This is a genomic window from Pantoea sp. QMID4, from assembly GCF_030270445.1.
GTDB lineage: Bacteria > Pseudomonadota > Gammaproteobacteria > Enterobacterales > Enterobacteriaceae > Pantoea > Pantoea vagans.
In genome coordinates this window covers 15,128-34,169 of sequence record NZ_BSXL01000010.1, presented here as the reverse complement: position 1 = coordinate 34,169, position 19,042 = coordinate 15,128, and the positions used below count along the sequence as shown (strand labels likewise).

Sequence of the window (19,042 nt, the reverse complement as noted above, 5' to 3'; positions counted from 1 at the left end):
GTTCAGGGCTTAACCACAATGCAAAGCAGCCCGATAACAATAATCGCCACGCCCGCCAGGCTATGCCAGCTGAACGCCTCATGAAATACCGGCACGCAGACCGCCACCAGCCAGACCAGTACGTAACTCAGGCTGAGCAGCGGATAGACCCGATTCAGCGGAAAATAGTGCAGCGCGCGAATCCAGCAAAACATCGAGATACCATACGCACCCAGTCCGGCCAGCAGCAGCAAGGCGGGCAGTATGGCAACAGCTGGCAGAGACATAATGCTGCTGGCATCAGGCAGCCGCGGCATCGCCCAGCGCATCATCAGTTGTGCCGCTGAGACCAGCAGCACGCTGCAGGCGACCCATCCATACCCTTTCATAGCTGACTCGCCATCAGCGCCACACCCGTCACCACCAGCAGCGTGCCGGCAATCTGGCGCAGCGTTAACCGCTCACGCCAGAGGATGCGGCCGGCCAGCGCAACGAAAATGAAGTTCAGGCTCAGCATAGGATAGGCCTGGCTCACCGGCACCCGCTGCAGTACCAGCAGCCAGAGGAGCATCGCAACGCCTGACAGCAACACGCTCATCCCAACCCAGTTTAAGCGAATCCGGCGCGACGCCGCATGGGTCGTCTGTTTCTGGCAGAGCTGCGCGCTGCAGCTGAGCAGACTCACCAGCACAATCAGCAGCAGCATTACTTCATCTGACCGTAGTAGAGGCAGACCAGCCTGCCCTGGCGATAGACCGCATCTGGCACCGGTACATCCTCTCCGATATCGCTGTGCACCGAGTCGACCAGCAACAGCAGCGACACGCTTCCGGTACGGCGATGGTCGGCAAGCCAGTTGCCGAAGTCAGCCTGAGAGACAAAACGTGACTGCGCATCCGGGTAGCTCAGCCCATATTCCAGCTCGCCTTTGGTATCGTAGAAGCCGATATCGCTGCGCTGCAGATGCCAGGCGACAGCAGAGGCCACACCGGGATTGTCCGCCAGGATAAAGCGGCTAGAGGTCAGACGCGCGCTGATCGTGGCAACAAAGTGCTGCGGCTGTTTAGCGTCGCGAATTTTTTCCGGGATCGCAGCGCCAATAAGTAGTGCGACGCCCAGCGGGCAAAGTGCGGCCGCCAGCCAGCGCCGCTGTGAAGATCGGCAGCTGTAGGCGCCCACCAGCCCCCAGATGAGAAATGCCAGCGAACCCAGCACCAGCTTCAGCATCTCGTGTGTAGCGAACAACGGATGATGCGTCACGCTCCAGGGTGCCAGCACAAGAAGCACCGTTGCCAGAGTAAGGATGCCAAAAATCAGGTTAAGCCAGCCATTAACGGTTAATGCGCGCCCTGCCCGCTGCGCGGCGTTCAACCCATAGTGCGCCATCAGCAGCGACAGCGGCACAAAACAGGGCAGGATATAGGTCGGCAGCTTACCCTTTGCCAGGCTGAAAAACAGCAGCGGCATAACCGTCCAGCTCAACAGATAAAGCGCGCCGGGATGCTGCTGACGCTCACGCCAGCCGGTCATTAACGCGCCGGGTAACAGCGCCAGCCACGGCAGCGTGCCCAGCAGCAGAACCGGCAGGTAATACCAGAACGGTGCTTTATGCTGTGCATTCTCTTGTGCAAAGCGCTGGACATGCTCAACCCAGAAGAAGTAGTGCCAGAAATCGGGCGCCTGATGATAGATCGCCAGCGCCCAGGGGGCGCTGATCGCTGCGGCTGAAAGTACAGCCAGCGGCCCGAAGCAGAGCAGCTCCGGAAGTCTCTTGCGCCAGATCGCCCACGGCAGAATCGCCAGCACCGGAACCGCCAGTGCCAGAAAGCCTTTGGTCATAAATCCCATGCCGCAGGCGAGACCCAGCAGCAGATAACCGCGCGCGCGTCCGGTGGCCTCCGTCGCCAGCCAGAAGCTGCACATCGCCGCCGCCAGCCAGAGCATCAGCATGGGATCGAGCACCGCATAGGTGCCCACGCCGTAGACCAGCAGCGAACTGAGGAAAATCAGGGTGCCGACCGCGGCGGTGCGCGCCGAACCAAACAGCCGGCGGCCAAGCCAGAAAATCAGCGCAGCGGTGATCGCCGTGGAGAATATCGAACCCGCCCGCACGCCAAAATTGTTGTGGCCAAACAGCCACTGACCCAGCGAGTTAATCCAGTAACCCGCGATCGGTTTTTCAAAATAGCGCAGGCCAAAGAAGTGCGGCGTGATCCCGTTACCGGTCGCCAGCATCTCCCGGCTGATCTCCGCATAGCGGGTCTCATCCGGTTGCCAGAGATCGCGGAACACTGGCGGGATAAGGTAATAGAGAATAAAGACGCTGAAAAAAAGCACCCACATCGTGTTGTTACGTATCCGCACTAGTTCGCCTCTTCAGTCAGTTGCTGGCAGCCCAGCCACCCTTCCCGTCCGGGGATTTCGCCTCTGACGACCCTGCCCACAGGTAACGTGCTGAGATCGTCGGGCAGCAGCTCGCCTAGCGGACAGAACTGAATGCCGTTACGCTCTGCAGCCTCCAGCAGCCGATCAAAGTCCGCGTAGCCGATGATCCCCTCGACTTCGGCATGCACGGTGTAAACCGCGCCATCCTCAGATGAGAGCATTTTCGCCAGAATGTAGTCGTTATACCCTTCTGCGCTGACCTCGCGGCCAATTACTTCATCCCATGTGGGCAGCGTCACCGGAATCTGTACCGTGCCGATCTGCCCATCCGGCAGCAGGGGCCGGAACGGGCCACTGCCGCGACAGTCGCTGTTGTAGTGAAAGCCGAAGTCCTGTTTGGCGGCGATCACCCGGCCATCAGCGCGCCAGCCTGCAACGGCCGAGCAGCTGACAGGATGCCCCAGGATTTCACTCAGCGTTTCGGTGCCGCGGGCTATCTGCTCAACCAGCTTGTCCTGAGGCCAGACGCCCGCCCAGGTCTGCCAGGCAAAGTGATCCCAGGCATGCAGGCCGACCTCATGCTGGCGGGTGGCGTCCTGCATGATTTGCCGCAGGCCACGTCCCATCTGCTTCCCCGGCCAGGCCGTTCCGGCAAACAGAATGTCCCAGCCATAGAGCGATGCAGCGCGGGAACGCAGCATCTTCATGAGAAACGCCGGTTTCACCAGCCGCCAGAGATGGCGGCCCATGTTGTCCGGTCCCACGCTGAAGAAAAAGCTGCCCCGCACCGCATGACGCCGGAACAGCTCAAGCAGCGCCGGCACACCCTGCTTCGTGCCGCGCCAGGTATCTACGTCTATCCGCAGACCGATCTTCTTCATCACTTATCAGCCTGTTGCTCGACGGTGCGCAGGAAGAAGTCGAGCGTGTTGTCGATAGTGACATCCATCGTGACGGTCGGCGTCCAGCCCAGCAAACGACGTGCATTGCGGATAGCGGGTTTGCGGTGCTCCACATCCTGATAGCCTTTGCCGTAGTAGCTGCTGCTTTCCACTTCCCGGAAACCGGCAAACGGCGGAAACTGGCTGCGCAGCGGATGGCGTTCGAAGCTTTCCAGCAGTTGCTCAGCCAGCGCTTTGATACTGGCTTCGTTGTCCGGGTTACCGATATTGATGATCTGACCATCACAATTCTGCTGCCTGTTTTCGATAATGCGGAACAGCGCTTCCACGCCATCCTGAATATCGGTAAAGCAGCGCTTCTGTTTGCCGCCGTCGATCAGCTTAATCGGCGAACCTTCTACCAGGTTGAGGATCAGCTGAGTGATCGCACGGGAGCTGCCGATGCGTGCCGCATTGAGGTTATCCAGGCGCGGTCCCATCCAGTTAAAAGGACGGAACAGGGTAAAACGCAGCCCCTCTTTTTCGCCATATGCCCAGATCACGCGGTCCAGCAGCTGTTTGGATACGGAGTAGATCCAGCGCTGTTTATTAATCGGCCCAACCACCAGGTTTGAGCAATCCTCATCGAAGCTGGCATCCGTACACATGCCGTAGACCTCAGAGGTAGACGGGAAAATGATGCGCTTCTGATACTTCACGCAGTCGCGAATGATTTTCAGGTTCTCTTCGAAATCGAGTTCAAACACGCGCAGTGGGTTGCGGGTGTACTCAATCGGCGTCGCGATCGCCACCAGCGGCAGGATGACGTCACATTTTTTGATGTGATACTCAATCCATTCGGAGTGAATAGCGATATCCCCTTCAACGAAATGGAAACGCGGATGTTCCAGGAAGCGGCTGATAGCATCTGAACTGATATCCAGGCCGTAGACGTCGAAATGTTCATCCTGCAGCAGCCGCTCGGTGAGATGGTTACCGATAAAGCCGTTAACACCGAGGATCAGCACGCGGGTACGGCGTTGCAGCACGGACTGCGGCTGTGAATAGAGCAGTGCGCCTGGCACCATGCCCAGGCTCTGCGCCAGCTGGCTGCCGTTCATGTAGACGCCATGCTCAGACTGTCCGGTCTGGATTTCCAGTGCGCCTTCGCCGCAGGCGATCAGGAACGGCTGTCTGGAGATGACAGTGCCCGGTTTCGCCTGCTGCTGCTGCGGATGAACGCGGCTCTTCCAGACGATAAATTTAACCGAACCGGCAAAGGCGAATGCGCCAGGCCAGGGATCGGTGACCGCTCTGACCAGATTGTGAATCGTCTCAGCAGGCTGATTCCAGTCAATGCGGCCATCGTCGGCCGTGCGACCGCCCACGCGGGTAGCCTGGCTCTCGTCCTGTGGCCACTCACTGACCTCACCCTGACGCAGGCGAGGCAATACATCGCCCAGCAGCTGCTCTGCGACCAGGACCAGCTTGCGATGCAGCGTCAGCGCGTTGTCCTGATCGTCAATGGCCACTTTCTGCTGCGCCAGAATATTACCGGCATCTGCGCGCTTCACCATGCGATGCAGCGTGACGCCCGTTTCGCACTCGCCATTGACCAGCGCCCAGTTCAGCGGTGCCCTGCCACGGTATTTTGGCAGCAGGGAACCATGCAGGTTAAAGGCCCCCTTCTGAGCACATTGCAGGATCTCATCGCTCAGCAGATGGCGATAGTAGAAGGAGAAGATCATCTCTGGTGCCATAGTACGGATGCGGTCAAGCCAGATCGGATGATTCGCCTCGTCCGGTGCATAGACCGGAATGCCGTGCTCTGCCGCCAGGCGGGCTACCGAGCCGAAAAAGTTATTCTCGGTCGCCACGTCGTTGTGCGTAAAAATGGCGGTGATCTCATAGCCTGCATTCAGCAGGGCATTGATGCCGACACAGCCCATGTCGTGATAGGCGAAAACAACGGTCTTCATGATTGAGTATCCTGTACTGAAGGCTCTTCAGGAGCCTGAACAATGCGTTGAACGAAATAGCGCGGACGCGCGCGAACGTCGTTATAAATGCGCCCGATGTACTCCCCGAGCAGTCCCATACCCACAAACTGGGCGCCGATAAACATGAACAGCACGGCGAACAACACGAAGACGCCATCACCCGCCCAGGCCGCACCAAAAAACAGTCGCAGTACGATCAGCACCAGTGAGAAAGCAAAGCCGGAGAGCGCAATCAGGCTGCCGACCACGCTGAGCAGTCGCAGCGGCGTGGTGGTCAGGCAGGTCACCAGGTCGTACATCAGGTTGATCAGGCGCATAAAGCTGTATTTCGAATCGCCAAAAGCCCGTTCGGCGTGGATCACCGGCAGCTCGATGGTGTGACGGGCAAAGGTGTTGGCCAGAATCGGAATAAAGGTGCTGCGTTCGTGGCAATTGAGCATCGCCTCGACGATGTGGCGACGATAGGCACGCAGCATGCAGCCGTAATCCCCCATTGCTTTGCCGGTGACCCGCTGAATCAGGTGGTTGAGCGTGCGCGAGGCCTTACGACGGAACCAGGTGTCCTGCCGCTGCTGCCGGACGGTGCCCACCACGTCATACCCCTGACGCGCAGCCTCGACCAGCCGCGGGATCTCTTCCGGCGGGTTCTGCAGATCGGCATCAAGGGTAATAATCAGATCGCCACGGACCTGGCTGAACCCGGCCATGATGGCGGAGTGCTGGCCATAGTTGCGGTTGAGCAGCACGCCGGTTATCCGGCTGCCGGGAACGGTGGCGGCCTGTTCAATCAGTTCGGCAGAGCGGTCACTGCTGCCGTCATCCACCAGCAGAATTTCATATTCAAGGTTGATGGCGTCGCAGGCGGCGCTGGTGCGCTGCAGCAGCGCCGGCAAACTCTCCTGCTCGTTATAGACCGGGATCACCACGGACAGCATATTGATCGGTTTAATATCGCGCATCTCAGGCTCCGGCAATGTCATGTAAAGCCTGAATTACGCGTTCAACATCCTGATCCGTCATGGACGGAAACAGCGGAATTGAACACATCTGCTGGCTGTTACGTTCACTGGCGGGCAGACGCAGATCGGGATAGCGCTCGCGGTAATATTTGTGGGTATGCCCTGCACGAAAATGCAGGCCGCTGCCGATGTCCCGTGTCTTCAGCGCCTGCATAAAGGCATCACGTGACAGCCCGAAGCGTTGTTCATCAATGCGGATAATAAACAGGTGCCACGCATGCTGATGTGGCCACTCTGGCCGTGAAAGTGGCGTAAAGGGCAGCGAGTGCAGCGCCTCAAGATAGCGTTCGGCAATCTCACGGCGGCGTGCGATAAAGCCCGGCAGTTTCTGTAACTGCACCAGCGCGATGGCTGCGCTGATATCGGGCAGATTGTATTTGAAGCCCGGCATCATCACTTCCGCCTGCGGCAGACGGCCCTGAGTGTGGCGATCAAACGCATCTACCGCCAGGCCATGAAACTTCAGGCTGCGGATACGATCGGCAAGAGCAGCATCATCGGTTACTACCAGACCGCCTTCCGCGCAGGTGATGTTTTTGATGGCATGGAACGAGAAGATTGCCGTGCCGCGATGCCCGACCGGCCTGTCATGATAAGTCGTGCCCACCGCGTGAGCCGCATCTTCAATGATGGCAATGCCATGCTGCTCAGCCAGCTGACAGATCGGTGCGATATCGGCGGGCGCACCGGCGTAATGCACCGGAATAATGGCGCGGGTGCGTGGCGTAATGGCCTGAGCTATCCGTTCCGGCGTCACCATCAGGTTGTCCGGATCCACATCAATCATGACGGGCGTGGCACCCAGCAGCGTAATCAGGTTCAGGGTTGAAACCCAGGTCATGGACGGCGTGATCACCTCATCGCCAGGCCCGATTCCCATCGCCATCAGCGTGACATGCATCCCGGCAGTAGCCGAGCTCACTGCAATGGCATGCTGGTTGCCGGTCAGTTTAACAAAGGCCTGCTCCAGTTCGGCGCATTTTGCCCCGGTTGTTATCCATCCGGAGTCGAATACCGCTTTAACAGCAGCCAGCTCCTCATCACCGAATGAAGGGCGGGAAAATGGCAAAAAATCCATGCTAAAACTCCTGCAAATCAAACCCATAAACTGTCGCGCGTTGTTAATCGGATACAACGCCGGAAAAGAACTGGAAAAGCGATTTATCAATGTCTGGCAGGCGCATAAGCCATAACAGGTTTCCCGTTATGGAATTAAGTTTACCGGACTGCTAATACAAGCTAACGCATGAAAGTTAACTGAACATTAAATGAAGAGATTTAATTACAATAAAATAAACGGGGATTCATTTAATGAATTCCTGAAAAGTTCACCATTATTTAAATAATATTTTCCCGGCACTCAACTCTTTTTGATTTATTGATATTTTGTTTATCAAACAGCAGGCCCGGCCTGTTTCCAGCTCAGACATATCACACCTGACATCATTTCCCGGTAAGAAGAAAAACGTAACTGACTGATTAGGATAAGCTAATATCACATCATGAATTGCTGCCTCAACGTCGTCACATACCTCCAGTCAGGATTTCAGTAAAATGACAGATTAATAAAGTCACCTTAATGTATTCTTAATATTTCCCGTTATTAATGTTCGGCCACCCGGAATAATCATTACATTTTGGTGAATCTGACGTGACAGTCAGTTAATATCTTTCATCTGTGCCTTTGTGGTAAAAGCAGTGCTAATAAAAGCGAATAAGATCGCGGTTTCAGGCGTTAACGTTTGGTCTTTCTGAAAGAGAAAAAGTGATGATACGTGCCGTCTGTTTATGCACTCTGTTTGCCCTGATCAGCCCGGAGCTCTGTGCCGCGCCGGTAACCTATGCTATTACCCCTGATAAAACGTCGATTGGCCTCTCCTGGCGTGCCTTTGGACATGACTTTTCGCAGGCCAGACTGCAGGGCGTGACCGGCATGATTACGCTTAATCCTGATGAAGATCGTGACGATCGTATTGAAGTAAATATTCCGGTGGGAACGCTGGTCGCCTCGAACAGCCTGTTAACCTGGCAACTGAAAAGTGATCTGTTTTTTGATGCAGCGCACTACCCGCAGATTCATTTCGTCAGCAATCGCGTGGCTGCGTTGGGTGACGGTGATTACCGGATTTTTGGCACGCTGACGGTTAAAGCTGTCAGCCGGCCTGTTGTGATGCTGGCCTCGCTGGACAGCGGGAAGACCCTTGATCCTGCATCTCGCTTGCTGGCACTGCATGCTTCCACCGCCATCTCCCGCTCGGCCTTCGGTATGGATCGGCTGGTCGGGGTAGTTGACGATCGGGTAAATATTGCGCTAAAGATTGCAGCGCAGGTCAGAGAGCCGCGCTGACTGTCACGGCTGCGCATGTCGCCGGATTACGTAAGCGCTGCCTGTAATGCTTCAGCGGTAGACGCCCGCTGCGCTGAGGGGTTACGGCCAATCAAAACATATTGATAACCGTCGTGCGGCCACCAGGCCAGCTGCATACCGTGACGCTGTTCGCGGGCAATCGGGTTCGTGTCGTGCAATGCGGGCGAGAGACAAAGCGCCATCGGGCCATAATCCGCGTGCAGCCAGGCGATCTGTGCAATTGACGTCCGTTCGTAGCGCAGGATACGCACCATGTTCAGCTCAGCACCCGCTATGCGCAGTTGCTGCGGGTAGCCCAGCCCACATTCAGTGTCTGCTGGTTGACGTCGCGTCCAGGAAAATGCCCTTTTTTCTGCTCGATGGTTGCCCATCATCCGCTGCTTTCTGGAGAAGTGCGCAGGCTATCTGTACTGTTATTCAGCTGGCGGACTGCTTCACTAAAAATATACTGGCGTGATGCCATCAGGACGCGCGCATGCTGAATCAGTGGCAGGTCATCTAAGTGTAAATAATTAAAAAATCAAATAATTTTCGTTCATTTCCGTCAGTATACTCCAGCTGATCTAAAGAAAGACGAATGAGCCCTGAATCAACCAGCGCACAGAGGGGATGTTTACCTGGCATTAAAATGCGACAGGCATAAGGATCTGCAGCCTGCCGCACCGTTCTCATGATTGAATCCGGCTTTCAGGGCTGATTCTCTGCGGCAAACGCCGGATAATTAGCCTGCGTAATGGTTTTGTAAGGGATCCAGTTCAACGGGTCGACTTTCTGTTTATCCAGCAACGCCTTAACGATTTTAACCGCTCCCGTCGCCTGCCCCTTTGCATCCTGGAAAATTGTCAGCGTCATCTTTCCGTTTTTAACAAACTGCTGACCGTCGGGTGTGCCATCAATTCCGGCGACCAGAATGTGACTGTTTTTCGCCTGACTCAGTGCCATGATCGCGCCGATGGCCATTTCATCATTATTAGCGGCAATCGCATCAATGGGTCGCTGATTAAGCAGCCATCCTGACACCACGTCTACCGCTTCATTGCGCTGCCAGCGTGCGGTCTGTTTTTCAATCACCGCCATCTGTTTGTATTTAGCAATTACGGCTTCAACAGCGCGTGTCCGTTCACGCGCTTCTTCGTTCGATAATGCACCCATTAAAATGGCGACATTGCCACGGTAGTTCATCTGTTTTGCCAGCGCCTCCATCTGCATCTTACCTCCCAGAGCAGAGTCCGAACCGACATAGGCCATATTGACCGGCAGTTTCACTTCCGGCTTGCGGTTAACAAACACCAGCGGAATGCCTGCGGTCTCTGCCGCTTTCACCATCGGCAGAACGCCCTGCGTATCAACCGGATTAAGAATAATTGCATCCACACCCTGATTGATAAAATCCTCAACCTGCTGAACCTGAAGCGCAACATCACCTTTGGCATCGACAAACTGCCCCTCCATATTCAGCGCCTTTATCTCATCCACCATCTGTGTGCGCAGAATTGAGACGAAGTTAAGGTCGAAATTTGCCAGTGCAACCCCGATTTTCGGCGTTTTCGCCCAGGCAGTAACGCTAATCAGCAGGCTGAGCAGCAGTGCTAACATTCTGGTTTTCATCGTGTATTCCTGTAGGGTAATTTTTATTGAGTAAACCGCCGGGTAACAGGCAAATACCCGGTTGAATCGCTTATAAGGTAAAATGATCGCGGAACTGCGCCAGCGCGGTTTCACTGTCACCTGCGGCCCAGCCTTCCAGCGCAACAACGCCGCTGTAGCCCATACGATCCAGCGCACGAGCGATGGCGCGATAGTTAATTTCTCCTGTGCCCGGCTGCATCCGGCCCGGCACATCGGCTACCTGAATCTCCCCGATAGCGTCACCAGAGCGGCGGATAAGCTCGATCAGATTTCCCTCTCCAATCTGCGCATGATAGAGGTCAAGGTTCATCTTCAGAGCCGGGCTGCTGACCGCTTTGACCAGAGCCAGCGTATCGGCAGCTCGCGCAAAGGGCGTACCCGGATGATCGACCGCCAGATTGAGGTTTTCGAGGGTAAAAACCCGACCGGCCTGTTCGCCCAGTGCAGCCACACGGCGCAGGGTGTCGGCCGCTTTAAGCCACATCTCGCCGGTCACCACCTCAACCGGACGAACCGCCTGACCGCTGGCATCCAGTCCGGTGCCATGCAGATTCAGGCGCGGGCAGTTCAGACGTTCTGCAACCGCCAGTGAGGTTTCCGCGCTTTGCAGTAGCTGCGCAATCTCATCGTCATCGGTCAGGTTTCCGCTGAGGTAGCCTGTCATGGAGGTAAAACGCGCACCTGTTGCCACCAGCGCGTCGATATCTTTATTAGCCCAGTTCCAGATCTCTACCCCAAATCCCAACGCATGGATCTTTTCCACGCGCGTGATGATGGGCAGATCGAGAAATACCATCTCGGCACAGACTGACAGCTGATAACCGGCCATTAGCGTGCTCCCAGCAGAAAAGGTTTACGTTGTCTGACTGATTCAATGCAGGCCAGCGCAATTTCCAGCGCGTTGCGTGCATCTGTGCCGGTCGCACGCGGTTTATCACCGTGCAAAATTGCGCGCGCAAACTCTTTCATTTCAGCGACATATGCATCACGCAGCAAATCGGTATCCAGCCGGGAGGTCGCGATTGCAATACCGTCGGCGTGATAGCGTACGCAATTATCCTGATTAATATTGCCTGTCTGCAGCATGCCTTTGCTGCCAAACACTTCGCCGCGAACGTCATAGCCGTAAACGGCCTGGAAGCTGGCTTCGGCCGTGGCTATCGCTCCGTTATCAAAGCGAATTGTCACCACAGAGGTATCAAGTAACCCCTTATCTTTAAAATCAGGCCGTACCAGCGCATCAGCCAGCGCATAGACTTCAACAGGTCGCGCCCCCGGATTAAAGTGCAGCAGCGTGTCAAAATCATGGATCAGGGTTTCAAGGAATATCGTCCATTGCGGGATCGGGGCCGGATCCCTCAGGCCTGGATCGCGGGTCACAGAGCGGCTTAACTGGGTGGTGCCATTAGTGCCCGCCCTGATCGCTTCAATGGCTGCGGCGAAGCCCGTACTGAAACGACGATTGAAACCGACCTGCAACACAACGCCCGCGTCCTCAGCGGCAGTGATAGCCCGATCGGCTTCCTGCAACGTTACGGCCATCGGTTTTTCGCAGAAAATATGTTTGCCCGCCTGCGCGGCGGCGATCACCAGTTCAGCATGCGTGCGGGCGGGTGTAGCGATAGCAACCGCATCTATTTCACTGTCATTAAGCAACGCCTGGATATCGGTATAGGCTTTCTCCACTCCCAGTCGATCCGCCAGTTGCTGCGCTGCGCCAGGCTGCAGATCGGCAACAGCTGTCAGCCGGGCGCCGGGCACCCGTAGCGCCAGGTTTTCTGCATGAAAACTGCCCATGCGGCCAGCGCCAATCAATCCCACTCTTACCGTTTTAAGACGCATAACTGCTCCTGTCATTTATTGTCAGCCCGTCAGAGCTGGGTAGGGTTCGGAGTTCGCCTGCACTTCAGCAGCAAACGACCAGATTCTGAATGCCTCATTGGCTCAGTGTGTTCCGGCAAAACACGCCATCCGTTTTGCCGGCGTGTCACTGCCGGATGTTCCGTTCAGGACTTAGTGACGCCGGACAACATCGGGATGTCAGAGCCGGAGATCACGCCGCTCCGTGAGGCCATGAGTCAGTTAAACAGCAGTAACTTCAGATTTTTTTACGCATAACCGCTTAACTTTCAGGTTGTTTTTAGCCGGTGAGCGTTATCGTCAGCATTGCAAAGCAGATGCCAGTTTTTAAGCAGGTGTTTCTGTGAACGCGCTCGCAGAAGCCTCTGCATAACTGAAAGTAAAATGTACATGTCAACTTAACATGTCATTAAAATGGACATTTCATCGACGTCGGGAGAGTGAGATGCAATCGCTGCATGATTTATTGCCAAATAAAGAAGAGAGCGACGCCATATTCAGCCTGCCGGACGGCAGTGACGCGGCACAGTGGGAAACACAGCTGATGCGCGGCTGGCAGGCGTTTATCCAGGGTGCGAAGCCACACTGGATCCGCCGCAGTATTCTGCAATCCTGGGCACGCTCCCGCGAGTATCACATCGATCCGACGCACTTCTGCTACACCCCGACCAATCCGTCAGAGCTGGCCGCTATCCTGAGTCATAACAGCGAGCTGATTGCCGTGGCCCATAGCGTGATGGAGAATCTGCTGGCCTATAATCCCGATGGACACATTAATCTGACCGATGCTCAGGGCGTTGTGCTGAGCTTCTGCGGCAGCGACCTGACGCCGGTTGGCAGCGTTTTGCGTGAGGAAATCCTGGGCACGAACTGCACCGCACGCTGCCTGCGCGAGCAGCGGCTGGTATACGTGCTGAGTGGCGAAAACTGGAAAATCGCACTGCGTAAACGCAACCGGCAGTGTGCCGCAGCGCCCATCCGGGATGCCAGCGGTCGCATGACTGGCGTGCTGACGCTGACCGCCACTCCTGACAATTTCAATGCTCATACGCTGGGAACGGTACAGGCCGCCGCAGAGGCGATCGGGCAGCAGCTGACGCTGCACCGCCTGCTGGCCGAACAACAGTCGATACTGGAAAACCTGAATGAAGGCGTGGTGGTCTGCGACCGCGAGGGAGGTATAAAAACGCTGAATCGCTATGCGCGTCAGATCTTTGCCGGTATTGATGCCGGTAACGCTTCGATTGACCAGCTGTTGCAGCCTCAGTCTGGTTCGCTGCTTACCCTGCCCTGCTGCAATGACCGTGAGATGGTTTTCCGCCCTGATGGCAGGCACAGCGTCTCCTGTCTGGTCTCGCTGATGCCGGCTCCGGACGGCGGGCGTATCCTTTCGTTTCGGGAAAACCAGCGCATTCGCGCCATTACGCGACGGGTTCTCGGCGTCAGAGCCAGTTATACCTTTGATATGATACGCGGCCAGGCCCCCACGCTTCAGCAGGCGCTTCAGGATGCCCGCGCCAGCAGTCGCAGTGACAGCACCGTTCTGCTGACCGGTGAAAGCGGAACCGGCAAAGAACTGTTTGCCCAGGCGATCCATAACGCCAGTAGCCGGGCACATGAGTCGTTTGTAGCCGTCAACTGTGGCGCGCTGCCGCGTGATCTGGTACAGAGCGAGCTGTTCGGCTACGTCGATGGCGCCTTTACCGGTTCACGGCGCGGTGGGTCAGCAGGCAAGTTTGAACTGGCCGACGGGGGCACACTGTTTCTGGACGAGATTGGCGAGATGCCGCTGGAGGCGCAGACCAGCCTGCTACGCGTGCTGCAGGAGAGTGAGGTACTGCGCATCGGGGCAGCGCATCCGGTAAAAGTAGATGTCCGTATTATCGCGGCGACCCACTGCGATCTGCAAAGCGCAGTCGAGCAGGGTGCCTTCAGGCGTGACCTGTTCTATCGCCTGAATGTCATTTCGCTGACTATCCCCCCTCTGCGTGAACGGCAAAGCGATATTCCCGATCTGGTCAATACCTTTATCCGCACGCTGTGTCAGCGGCTGAATAAACTGCCTCCGCAGGTCAGTCCTGAGGCAATGAACACTCTTGAAACCTGGCACTGGCCTGGCAACGTGCGTGAGCTGGAAAATCTGATGGAGCGAATCGTCAATCTTTGCCAGAGCAACATTATCGACCTCGTCGATTTGCCGCCAGCGATGGTGACCCGCAGTGATGCTGTAAACTCTACGCCTGCCAGCAGTCTTCTGCAGGATAATGAGCGCGCCTGCATCCTGCAGACACTGCGCGCTCAGGGCGGAAATATGCGCCAGTCCGCCAGGCTGCTGGGTATTTCACGTACGGCGCTGTACAACAAGCTCAATCAATGGAACATCGCCATCGACACATTGCGTCAGTAAATTAATCTTAAAACGCAGTAACTGGCCTGACGTCCTGCAAGGATAATTCTTACGCAACCTCGACTCAGATCGGCGACCACGACGAGCTGTCCGCTATTCGCGCCGTGTCTGGCGATGATGCGCCGGTCGCGATCTCATCAACCAAATCCGCCACCGGCCATCTGCTGGGTGCGGCGGGTGACGTTGAGGCGATATTCACACTGCTGGCCGTGCGCCATCAGCTTATTCCGCCAACGCTGAACCTTTATCATCCCGATGAAGCAGCAGGCAGTCTTGACCTGGTGGCGCTTAAAGCCCGACCTGCGGCGCTGAACTATGCCATGTCGAACGGATTTGGCTTTGGCGGCGTCAATGCCAGTATTCTGCTATGTAAGTGGCAATGACAGCATATTGACGATTCAATCGGCGCTGCGGGATATATTGGCAGCGTCGCTAATCACATCACCATCCAGCCTGTATACAACGCATTCTGTTATTTCCTGTCCGCCGCAGGTCTTCTGCCCTTCAGCATCAGCTTTATAATTCTGTACCTTTCCTGACAAAATTGCCGTTGCCTGGCCGTCTGCCCTTTTCTTTCGGCACTACAATTAATTGAATGAAAAAAACTTCAGAGAACGTTAATGAAAATTGCAGCTGTCGATATTGGTGGTACCTCTTTAAAAATGGGTGTGATTGACGATCAGGGAAAAATCCTGACCAGCGATAGTGCTGATATTTCACATAATGCACGCGATAAAATACTTGATGAAATCCTGGTCTGGCTGGAGAAAAATCCCGGTTGTGCGGGTATTGCCGTCAGCACACCCGGTTATATTGATGCTGACGCTGGTTATATTGCTATGGGTGGCACCATACGCGACTTTGACCAGTTTCATCTGAGCCAGTGGCTGACAGAAAAAACGTCCCTGCCCGCTACCGTCGAAAACGATGCACACTGTGCGCTGCTGGCTGAAAAGTGGCTGGGGAAAGCAAAAAAGCTCAACGATTTCCTGATGCTGACAATAGGCACCGGGTTAGGCGGAGCGGCCTTTTGCAATGGCGCACTGATTCGGGGTGGACGCAACCGGGCTGGCGAGTTTGGTTGCCTGCTGACGTCGCGTCCCACCAGCGGCAATATTGAACGCCACACTATGAGCCAGAGCTGTACCATGACAGCGCTGCGGGAAAGTTACAGCCAGCTTATTGATAAGCCTGTCGACGACACCAGTGGTAAAGATGTCTTTGACGCATATGACCGTAATGAAGACGCCGCGCAGCAGGTGGTAAATAAATTTTATGCGGATCTTGCGGCCTGCTTATATAACCTGTTCAGCGTGTTCGACCCGCAGAGGGTATTTATCGGTGGGGGAATTACCGAGCGTGAACCCTTCCTCATGGAACTGGGAGAGCATCTGGCAAAATATGATCCTGATATCCATATAGATGCCGCAACCTACGGTAACGACTCCGGCATGCTGGGCGCAACCTGGAATTTCCTGCAGCGCCAGCCGGCGGGCAGTAAGACCTGAGAGCTTTACTTTCCCTGAAGTGAAAAGTTGTCATCAGGTCTCATCCGCAGAGACTTGATGCTGGATGCTAGCCAGATCGTCTGAGGAAAAATCGGTCATTTTCATGATGGTTTGACGTTTAAGGTCGCGCTGTAACATAACGCGAGCGATTTCCAGAGTGGCTTCACGCTTAACTTTACTGCGGCCTTTCTCCATTCCCCGCTATTCGCCCAGCTCAATACCTTCCGCGCGGCCTTTTGCGATACCTTTTAGTTCAGGCTGCTGTGCGATAGTCATCAGTGCATCTCCGTGTTGCGGCATCCGCTGTGCCAGTTCGCGAACGAAAGCTTCATGATCAGCTGATTAACCTGCCTGTATTAAATAGTGCATCAGCGCCAATACCTGGGGGTGAAGAAAGATAATCGGCCATCAGTAAGGTGCTCAGACGGTCAATGATGGAAGCCATATCATGTTGATGAATATGCTTCTGCATCAGTGCTGCCATTCTGCGGTGCGGCATGATCTCGTCACCAGGGATCACCGTGACGTCCATCAGCAGAAAAGCGTTTCCATTGAGTTTTTCTGCCACAGACGGATCATCAAACTCGCCGAACCAGCAGGTCGAACAAGGATAGGGCGTGCACTTACCGGTGCAGAACACTACAGGTATCACCAGAGGCAGCTTTTTATGACCCGTCGCACGATGCTATTGCATAGCGGCAATCACATAACGCATCAGGCGAAACGCCATATGCCCGTCAGGAGTAGACTGATGTTCAATCAGAACCTGTATATAGCCGTCCCTGGCTGAGGTTTAAGACTGTACAGAACGTCACTAAACTATTACCGCAAATCGTCTTCAATAAAGGAGCCGAATTCAAGCTTAAGTGTGCCGGGGTCGCAGATTTTACGCTGTTCTTCAGGAAGATGCCGCTGCATAAAATCTCTGGCAACATCCGGATTTGCCAGAAACTGTCGGAATGTCACGTCATGGGGCACAGGACTATTTTCCTTTCTCATCGGTTTATTTTCTATAAGGTTCACATACTGATAGCTCAGGGAAAACTTTTCTATCCCGGCTGGACGCCAATATTATCGCTGGGTTATGTGTGGATTAAAATGGACTACACCCATGCTGAATTAACTGAAATACTTAAAAGTAAAATTAATGCATTAAATGAGCCACCCCTTATTACAAAATAAATATCATTACAAAACATATGAAGAAACAGTCAGGGTGATCCGAAAATGCAGTCAAAACGTGTACTGATTATTGAAGATGACGCTGATACGGCGGGTGTACTTAAGGCCTGCCTGAAACGTGAAACTATGAGGTCATGATTGCCGGTGACGGACCCGGCGGGCTGAAACTGCAGGACGCTGGCAGCCCGATCTGATTCTGCTGGAGATCATGCTGCCTGGCATGAACGCCACCGAAGTGCTGGCCGCACTGCGTCGGCGTGACGATACTCCGGCAGTCATAGTGACGGCGATGGGTGACGCGCCGGACCGAATCGGCGCACTGCGCTATGGCGCAGATGACTACATGGTCAAACCCAACCATCCGGGCGACGTCGTGGCGCGCGTTCAGGCCGTACTGTGCCGCAGCCAGAATTACGCGCCCGCCGCATTAAACCTCCTGATGCAGCGACGTTCAGGTTAAAGCCGTTCGTATAAAACGCCCGGCGATCCCGTGCTGAGAACAGCGGGTTTGCCGGACGGGTTCAGTTCATTACCTCGACCAGGATCAGTGGGCACTTTCTGACTTTGCAGGCCTGACTGTAGGCCAGCGAACAGACCGAACAAAGGTCGCGCACGTCAGACTGGTACTCATACTCCATGAAATAGCGGAACTGGCCGCCCGCCGAATCTGTTCTCCAGAATCGCTGCGGCTCCAGAATTTCATCCAGTTGCCTGAATGTCAGGGCTGACGGGTTATGATACCCGACTCTTACGCGGTATATAGTCATGCACCGATTATTGGCATGCCGACCTCAGGCCGCCAGTTGGTTATTGTTTTCAGTTCAATAGCTGGCGCTTATCAACCCGCTTCGCCTGGAGCCGCAGGCGGTTCGGCCAGCAGCGCCAGCAGATGCAGCACCGCTTTTGATGGATGATGCCGACGCCAGGCAAACGCCACATCAGTAAACAGGGTGTTGTTTTCGATATCGCAGAAGCTGACCCCCGGGTTATCGACGCAGCGCAGCGACTCCGGCACCAGCGCAATCCCGCAGCCTGCCGCTACCATGCCCAGCGATGTGGTGATCTGTGGTGCCTGCTGAAAGGTGTGGCGTGAAAAGCCCGCCCGCAGACAGGCCGTAACAATCAGCTCATAGAGACTTGGCGAAACATCACGCGGGAAGATTATCAGGGTTTCATCCGCCAGCGCGGACAACGCGACTATCGGCGTGCCGCTGAGAGGATGGCAGCGCGGCAGCGCAATCAGCATCTTTTCGGTGGAGATCACGCGCAGATTAAACGCCTTGCTGCTTTCGCACGGCAGCCGGATAAAGGCAGCATCCAGTAATCCTTCCTGCAGATCCTGCATCAACAACGACATGTTCTCTTCACGCGTCAGCAGTTCCATCGCCGGATAGCGTTCCTTGAATTGACGGATCAGGGTGAAGATGCGCGGATTAAAAGCCACCGAGCTGGCAAACCCCAGCGACAGCTGGCCACTGATCCCGCGGGCAATACCTCGCGCGTTCTCCAGTGCCTGATCGGCCAGTTGGACAATTTGCTTTGCATCGGCCAGAAACGCTTCTCCCGCTTCGGTCAGTTCCACTCCGCGCGTCAGCCGCTTCAGCAGCGGTGTGCCAATCTCCTGCTCCAGCCGCAGTATCTGCTGGCTCAGCGGCGGCTGAGAAATCCCAAGCATTTCAGCGGCCCGGGTGAAGTGAAGCGTCTCGGCTACGGCAACAAAATAACGCAGGTGGCGCAGTTCCATATCAAAAACGTCTCAAAGTTAACAGGTTTCGCTATTGGACTCACCGACTGAATCGGTTCACCATTAGGTTAACACGGCTT

The 19,042-nt window shown here is 55.4% G+C and carries 16 protein-coding genes and 4 pseudogenes; 5 read left to right on the top strand and 15 right to left on the bottom strand.

Features of this window, described 5'->3' with window-relative positions; translation table 11 throughout:
- Positions 1 to 2 precede the first annotated feature (2 nt).
- The 7 genes from arnF to arnB are packed head-to-tail and all read right to left on the bottom strand — an operon-like array spanning position 3 to position 7,342.
- Positions 3 to 368: a 4-amino-4-deoxy-L-arabinose-phosphoundecaprenol flippase subunit ArnF gene (gene arnF / locus QSK07_RS20215; protein ID WP_098049741.1), complete on the bottom strand. Its 366-nt coding sequence runs from the start codon at positions 366 to 368 to the stop codon at positions 3 to 5.
- On the bottom strand, positions 365 to 685 hold the full coding sequence (gene arnE / locus QSK07_RS20210) for a 4-amino-4-deoxy-L-arabinose-phosphoundecaprenol flippase subunit ArnE (protein WP_098049742.1): 321 nt from the start codon (positions 683 to 685) through the stop codon (positions 365 to 367). The genes arnF and arnE overlap by 4 nt, the downstream gene beginning before the upstream one ends.
- Positions 685 to 2,343, bottom strand: a complete 1,659-nt coding sequence (arnT, locus tag QSK07_RS20205) for a lipid IV(A) 4-amino-4-deoxy-L-arabinosyltransferase (RefSeq protein WP_285722763.1) — start codon at positions 2,341 to 2,343, stop codon at positions 685 to 687. Before arnT ends, arnE begins: the two co-directional genes overlap by 1 nt.
- Positions 2,343 to 3,245, bottom strand: coding sequence for a 4-deoxy-4-formamido-L-arabinose-phosphoundecaprenol deformylase (gene arnD / locus QSK07_RS20200; protein ID WP_285722765.1), 903 nt, complete (start codon positions 3,243 to 3,245; stop codon positions 2,343 to 2,345). Before arnD ends, arnT begins: the two co-directional genes overlap by 1 nt.
- Positions 3,245 to 5,224 carry a bifunctional UDP-4-amino-4-deoxy-L-arabinose formyltransferase/UDP-glucuronic acid oxidase ArnA gene (gene arnA / locus QSK07_RS20195; protein WP_285722767.1) on the bottom strand — a complete coding sequence of 660 codons (1,980 nt, stop codon included), beginning with the start codon at positions 5,222 to 5,224 and terminating at the stop codon, positions 3,245 to 3,247. The genes arnD and arnA overlap by 1 nt, the downstream gene beginning before the upstream one ends.
- Entirely contained in the window at positions 5,221 to 6,204 is a 984-nt protein-coding gene (arnC, locus tag QSK07_RS20190; RefSeq protein WP_285722770.1) for an undecaprenyl-phosphate 4-deoxy-4-formamido-L-arabinose transferase, read from the bottom strand. Before arnC ends, arnA begins: the two co-directional genes overlap by 4 nt.
- Before the next feature lies 1 nt (position 6,205).
- Entirely contained in the window at positions 6,206 to 7,342 is a 1,137-nt protein-coding gene (gene arnB, locus QSK07_RS20185) for a UDP-4-amino-4-deoxy-L-arabinose aminotransferase (protein WP_285722771.1), read from the bottom strand.
- Positions 7,343 to 8,032: 690 nt separating this feature from the next.
- Here arnB and QSK07_RS20180 point away from each other — a divergent pair.
- The gene (locus QSK07_RS20180; RefSeq protein WP_285722818.1) at positions 8,033 to 8,611 is read left to right on the top strand and encodes a YceI family protein; all 579 of its coding nucleotides are present in this window, start codon (positions 8,033 to 8,035) and stop codon (positions 8,609 to 8,611) included.
- A 26-nt stretch (positions 8,612 to 8,637) separates the two neighbouring features.
- Here QSK07_RS20180 and QSK07_RS20175 read toward each other — a convergent pair.
- From QSK07_RS20175 to QSK07_RS20155, 5 genes and pseudogenes are all read right to left on the bottom strand, one after another.
- Positions 8,638 to 8,919, bottom strand: a pseudogene (locus tag QSK07_RS20175) (anti-sigma factor family protein); the annotation flags it as partial.
- A gap of 211 nt (positions 8,920 to 9,130) precedes the next feature.
- Positions 9,131 to 9,304, bottom strand: a complete 174-nt coding sequence (locus tag QSK07_RS20170; RefSeq protein WP_285722773.1) for a hypothetical protein — start codon at positions 9,302 to 9,304, stop codon at positions 9,131 to 9,133.
- Between the two features lie 15 nt (positions 9,305 to 9,319).
- Positions 9,320 to 10,240, bottom strand: coding sequence for a substrate-binding domain-containing protein (locus tag QSK07_RS20165; RefSeq protein ID WP_285722775.1), 921 nt, complete (start codon positions 10,238 to 10,240; stop codon positions 9,320 to 9,322).
- Between the two features lie 70 nt (positions 10,241 to 10,310).
- Positions 10,311 to 11,090 (bottom strand): TIM barrel protein, encoded by a 780-nt coding sequence (locus QSK07_RS20160; protein ID WP_098049750.1) that lies wholly within the window; start codon positions 11,088 to 11,090, stop codon positions 10,311 to 10,313.
- Positions 11,090 to 12,103, bottom strand: coding sequence for a Gfo/Idh/MocA family oxidoreductase (locus tag QSK07_RS20155; protein ID WP_285722778.1), 1,014 nt, complete (start codon positions 12,101 to 12,103; stop codon positions 11,090 to 11,092). Before QSK07_RS20155 ends, QSK07_RS20160 begins: the two co-directional genes overlap by 1 nt.
- Positions 12,104 to 12,566: 463 nt before the next feature.
- Between QSK07_RS20155 and QSK07_RS20150 the strand changes: the two genes are divergently transcribed.
- The 3 genes and pseudogenes from QSK07_RS20150 (at position 12,567) to QSK07_RS20140 (ending at position 16,036) form a co-directional block, all read left to right on the top strand.
- Entirely contained in the window at positions 12,567 to 14,528 is a 1,962-nt protein-coding gene (locus QSK07_RS20150; protein ID WP_285722779.1) for a sigma-54-dependent Fis family transcriptional regulator, read from the top strand.
- A 44-nt stretch (positions 14,529 to 14,572) separates the two neighbouring features.
- Positions 14,573 to 14,911, top strand: a pseudogene (locus tag QSK07_RS20145) (beta-ketoacyl-ACP synthase II); the annotation flags it as partial.
- Positions 14,912 to 15,148: 237 nt separating this feature from the next.
- Positions 15,149 to 16,036, top strand: a complete 888-nt coding sequence (locus tag QSK07_RS20140; protein ID WP_285722781.1) for an ROK family protein — start codon at positions 15,149 to 15,151, stop codon at positions 16,034 to 16,036.
- Positions 16,037 to 16,069: 33 nt separating this feature from the next.
- Here QSK07_RS20140 and QSK07_RS20135 read toward each other — a convergent pair.
- A pseudogene (locus QSK07_RS20135) lies at positions 16,070 to 17,035 on the bottom strand (Rpn family recombination-promoting nuclease/putative transposase).
- Between the two features lie 228 nt (positions 17,036 to 17,263).
- Between QSK07_RS20135 and QSK07_RS20130 the strand changes: the two are divergent.
- Positions 17,264 to 17,624, top strand: a pseudogene (locus QSK07_RS20130) (response regulator transcription factor); the annotation flags it as partial.
- 115 nt (positions 17,625 to 17,739) lie between these two features.
- Here QSK07_RS20130 and QSK07_RS20125 read toward each other — a convergent pair.
- Positions 17,740 to 17,985, bottom strand: coding sequence for a hypothetical protein (locus QSK07_RS20125; RefSeq protein ID WP_061061001.1), 246 nt, complete (start codon positions 17,983 to 17,985; stop codon positions 17,740 to 17,742).
- A gap of 71 nt (positions 17,986 to 18,056) precedes the next feature.
- Entirely contained in the window at positions 18,057 to 18,962 is a 906-nt protein-coding gene (locus QSK07_RS20120) for a LysR family transcriptional regulator (protein WP_285722784.1), read from the bottom strand.
- Positions 18,963 to 19,042 lie beyond the last annotated feature (80 nt).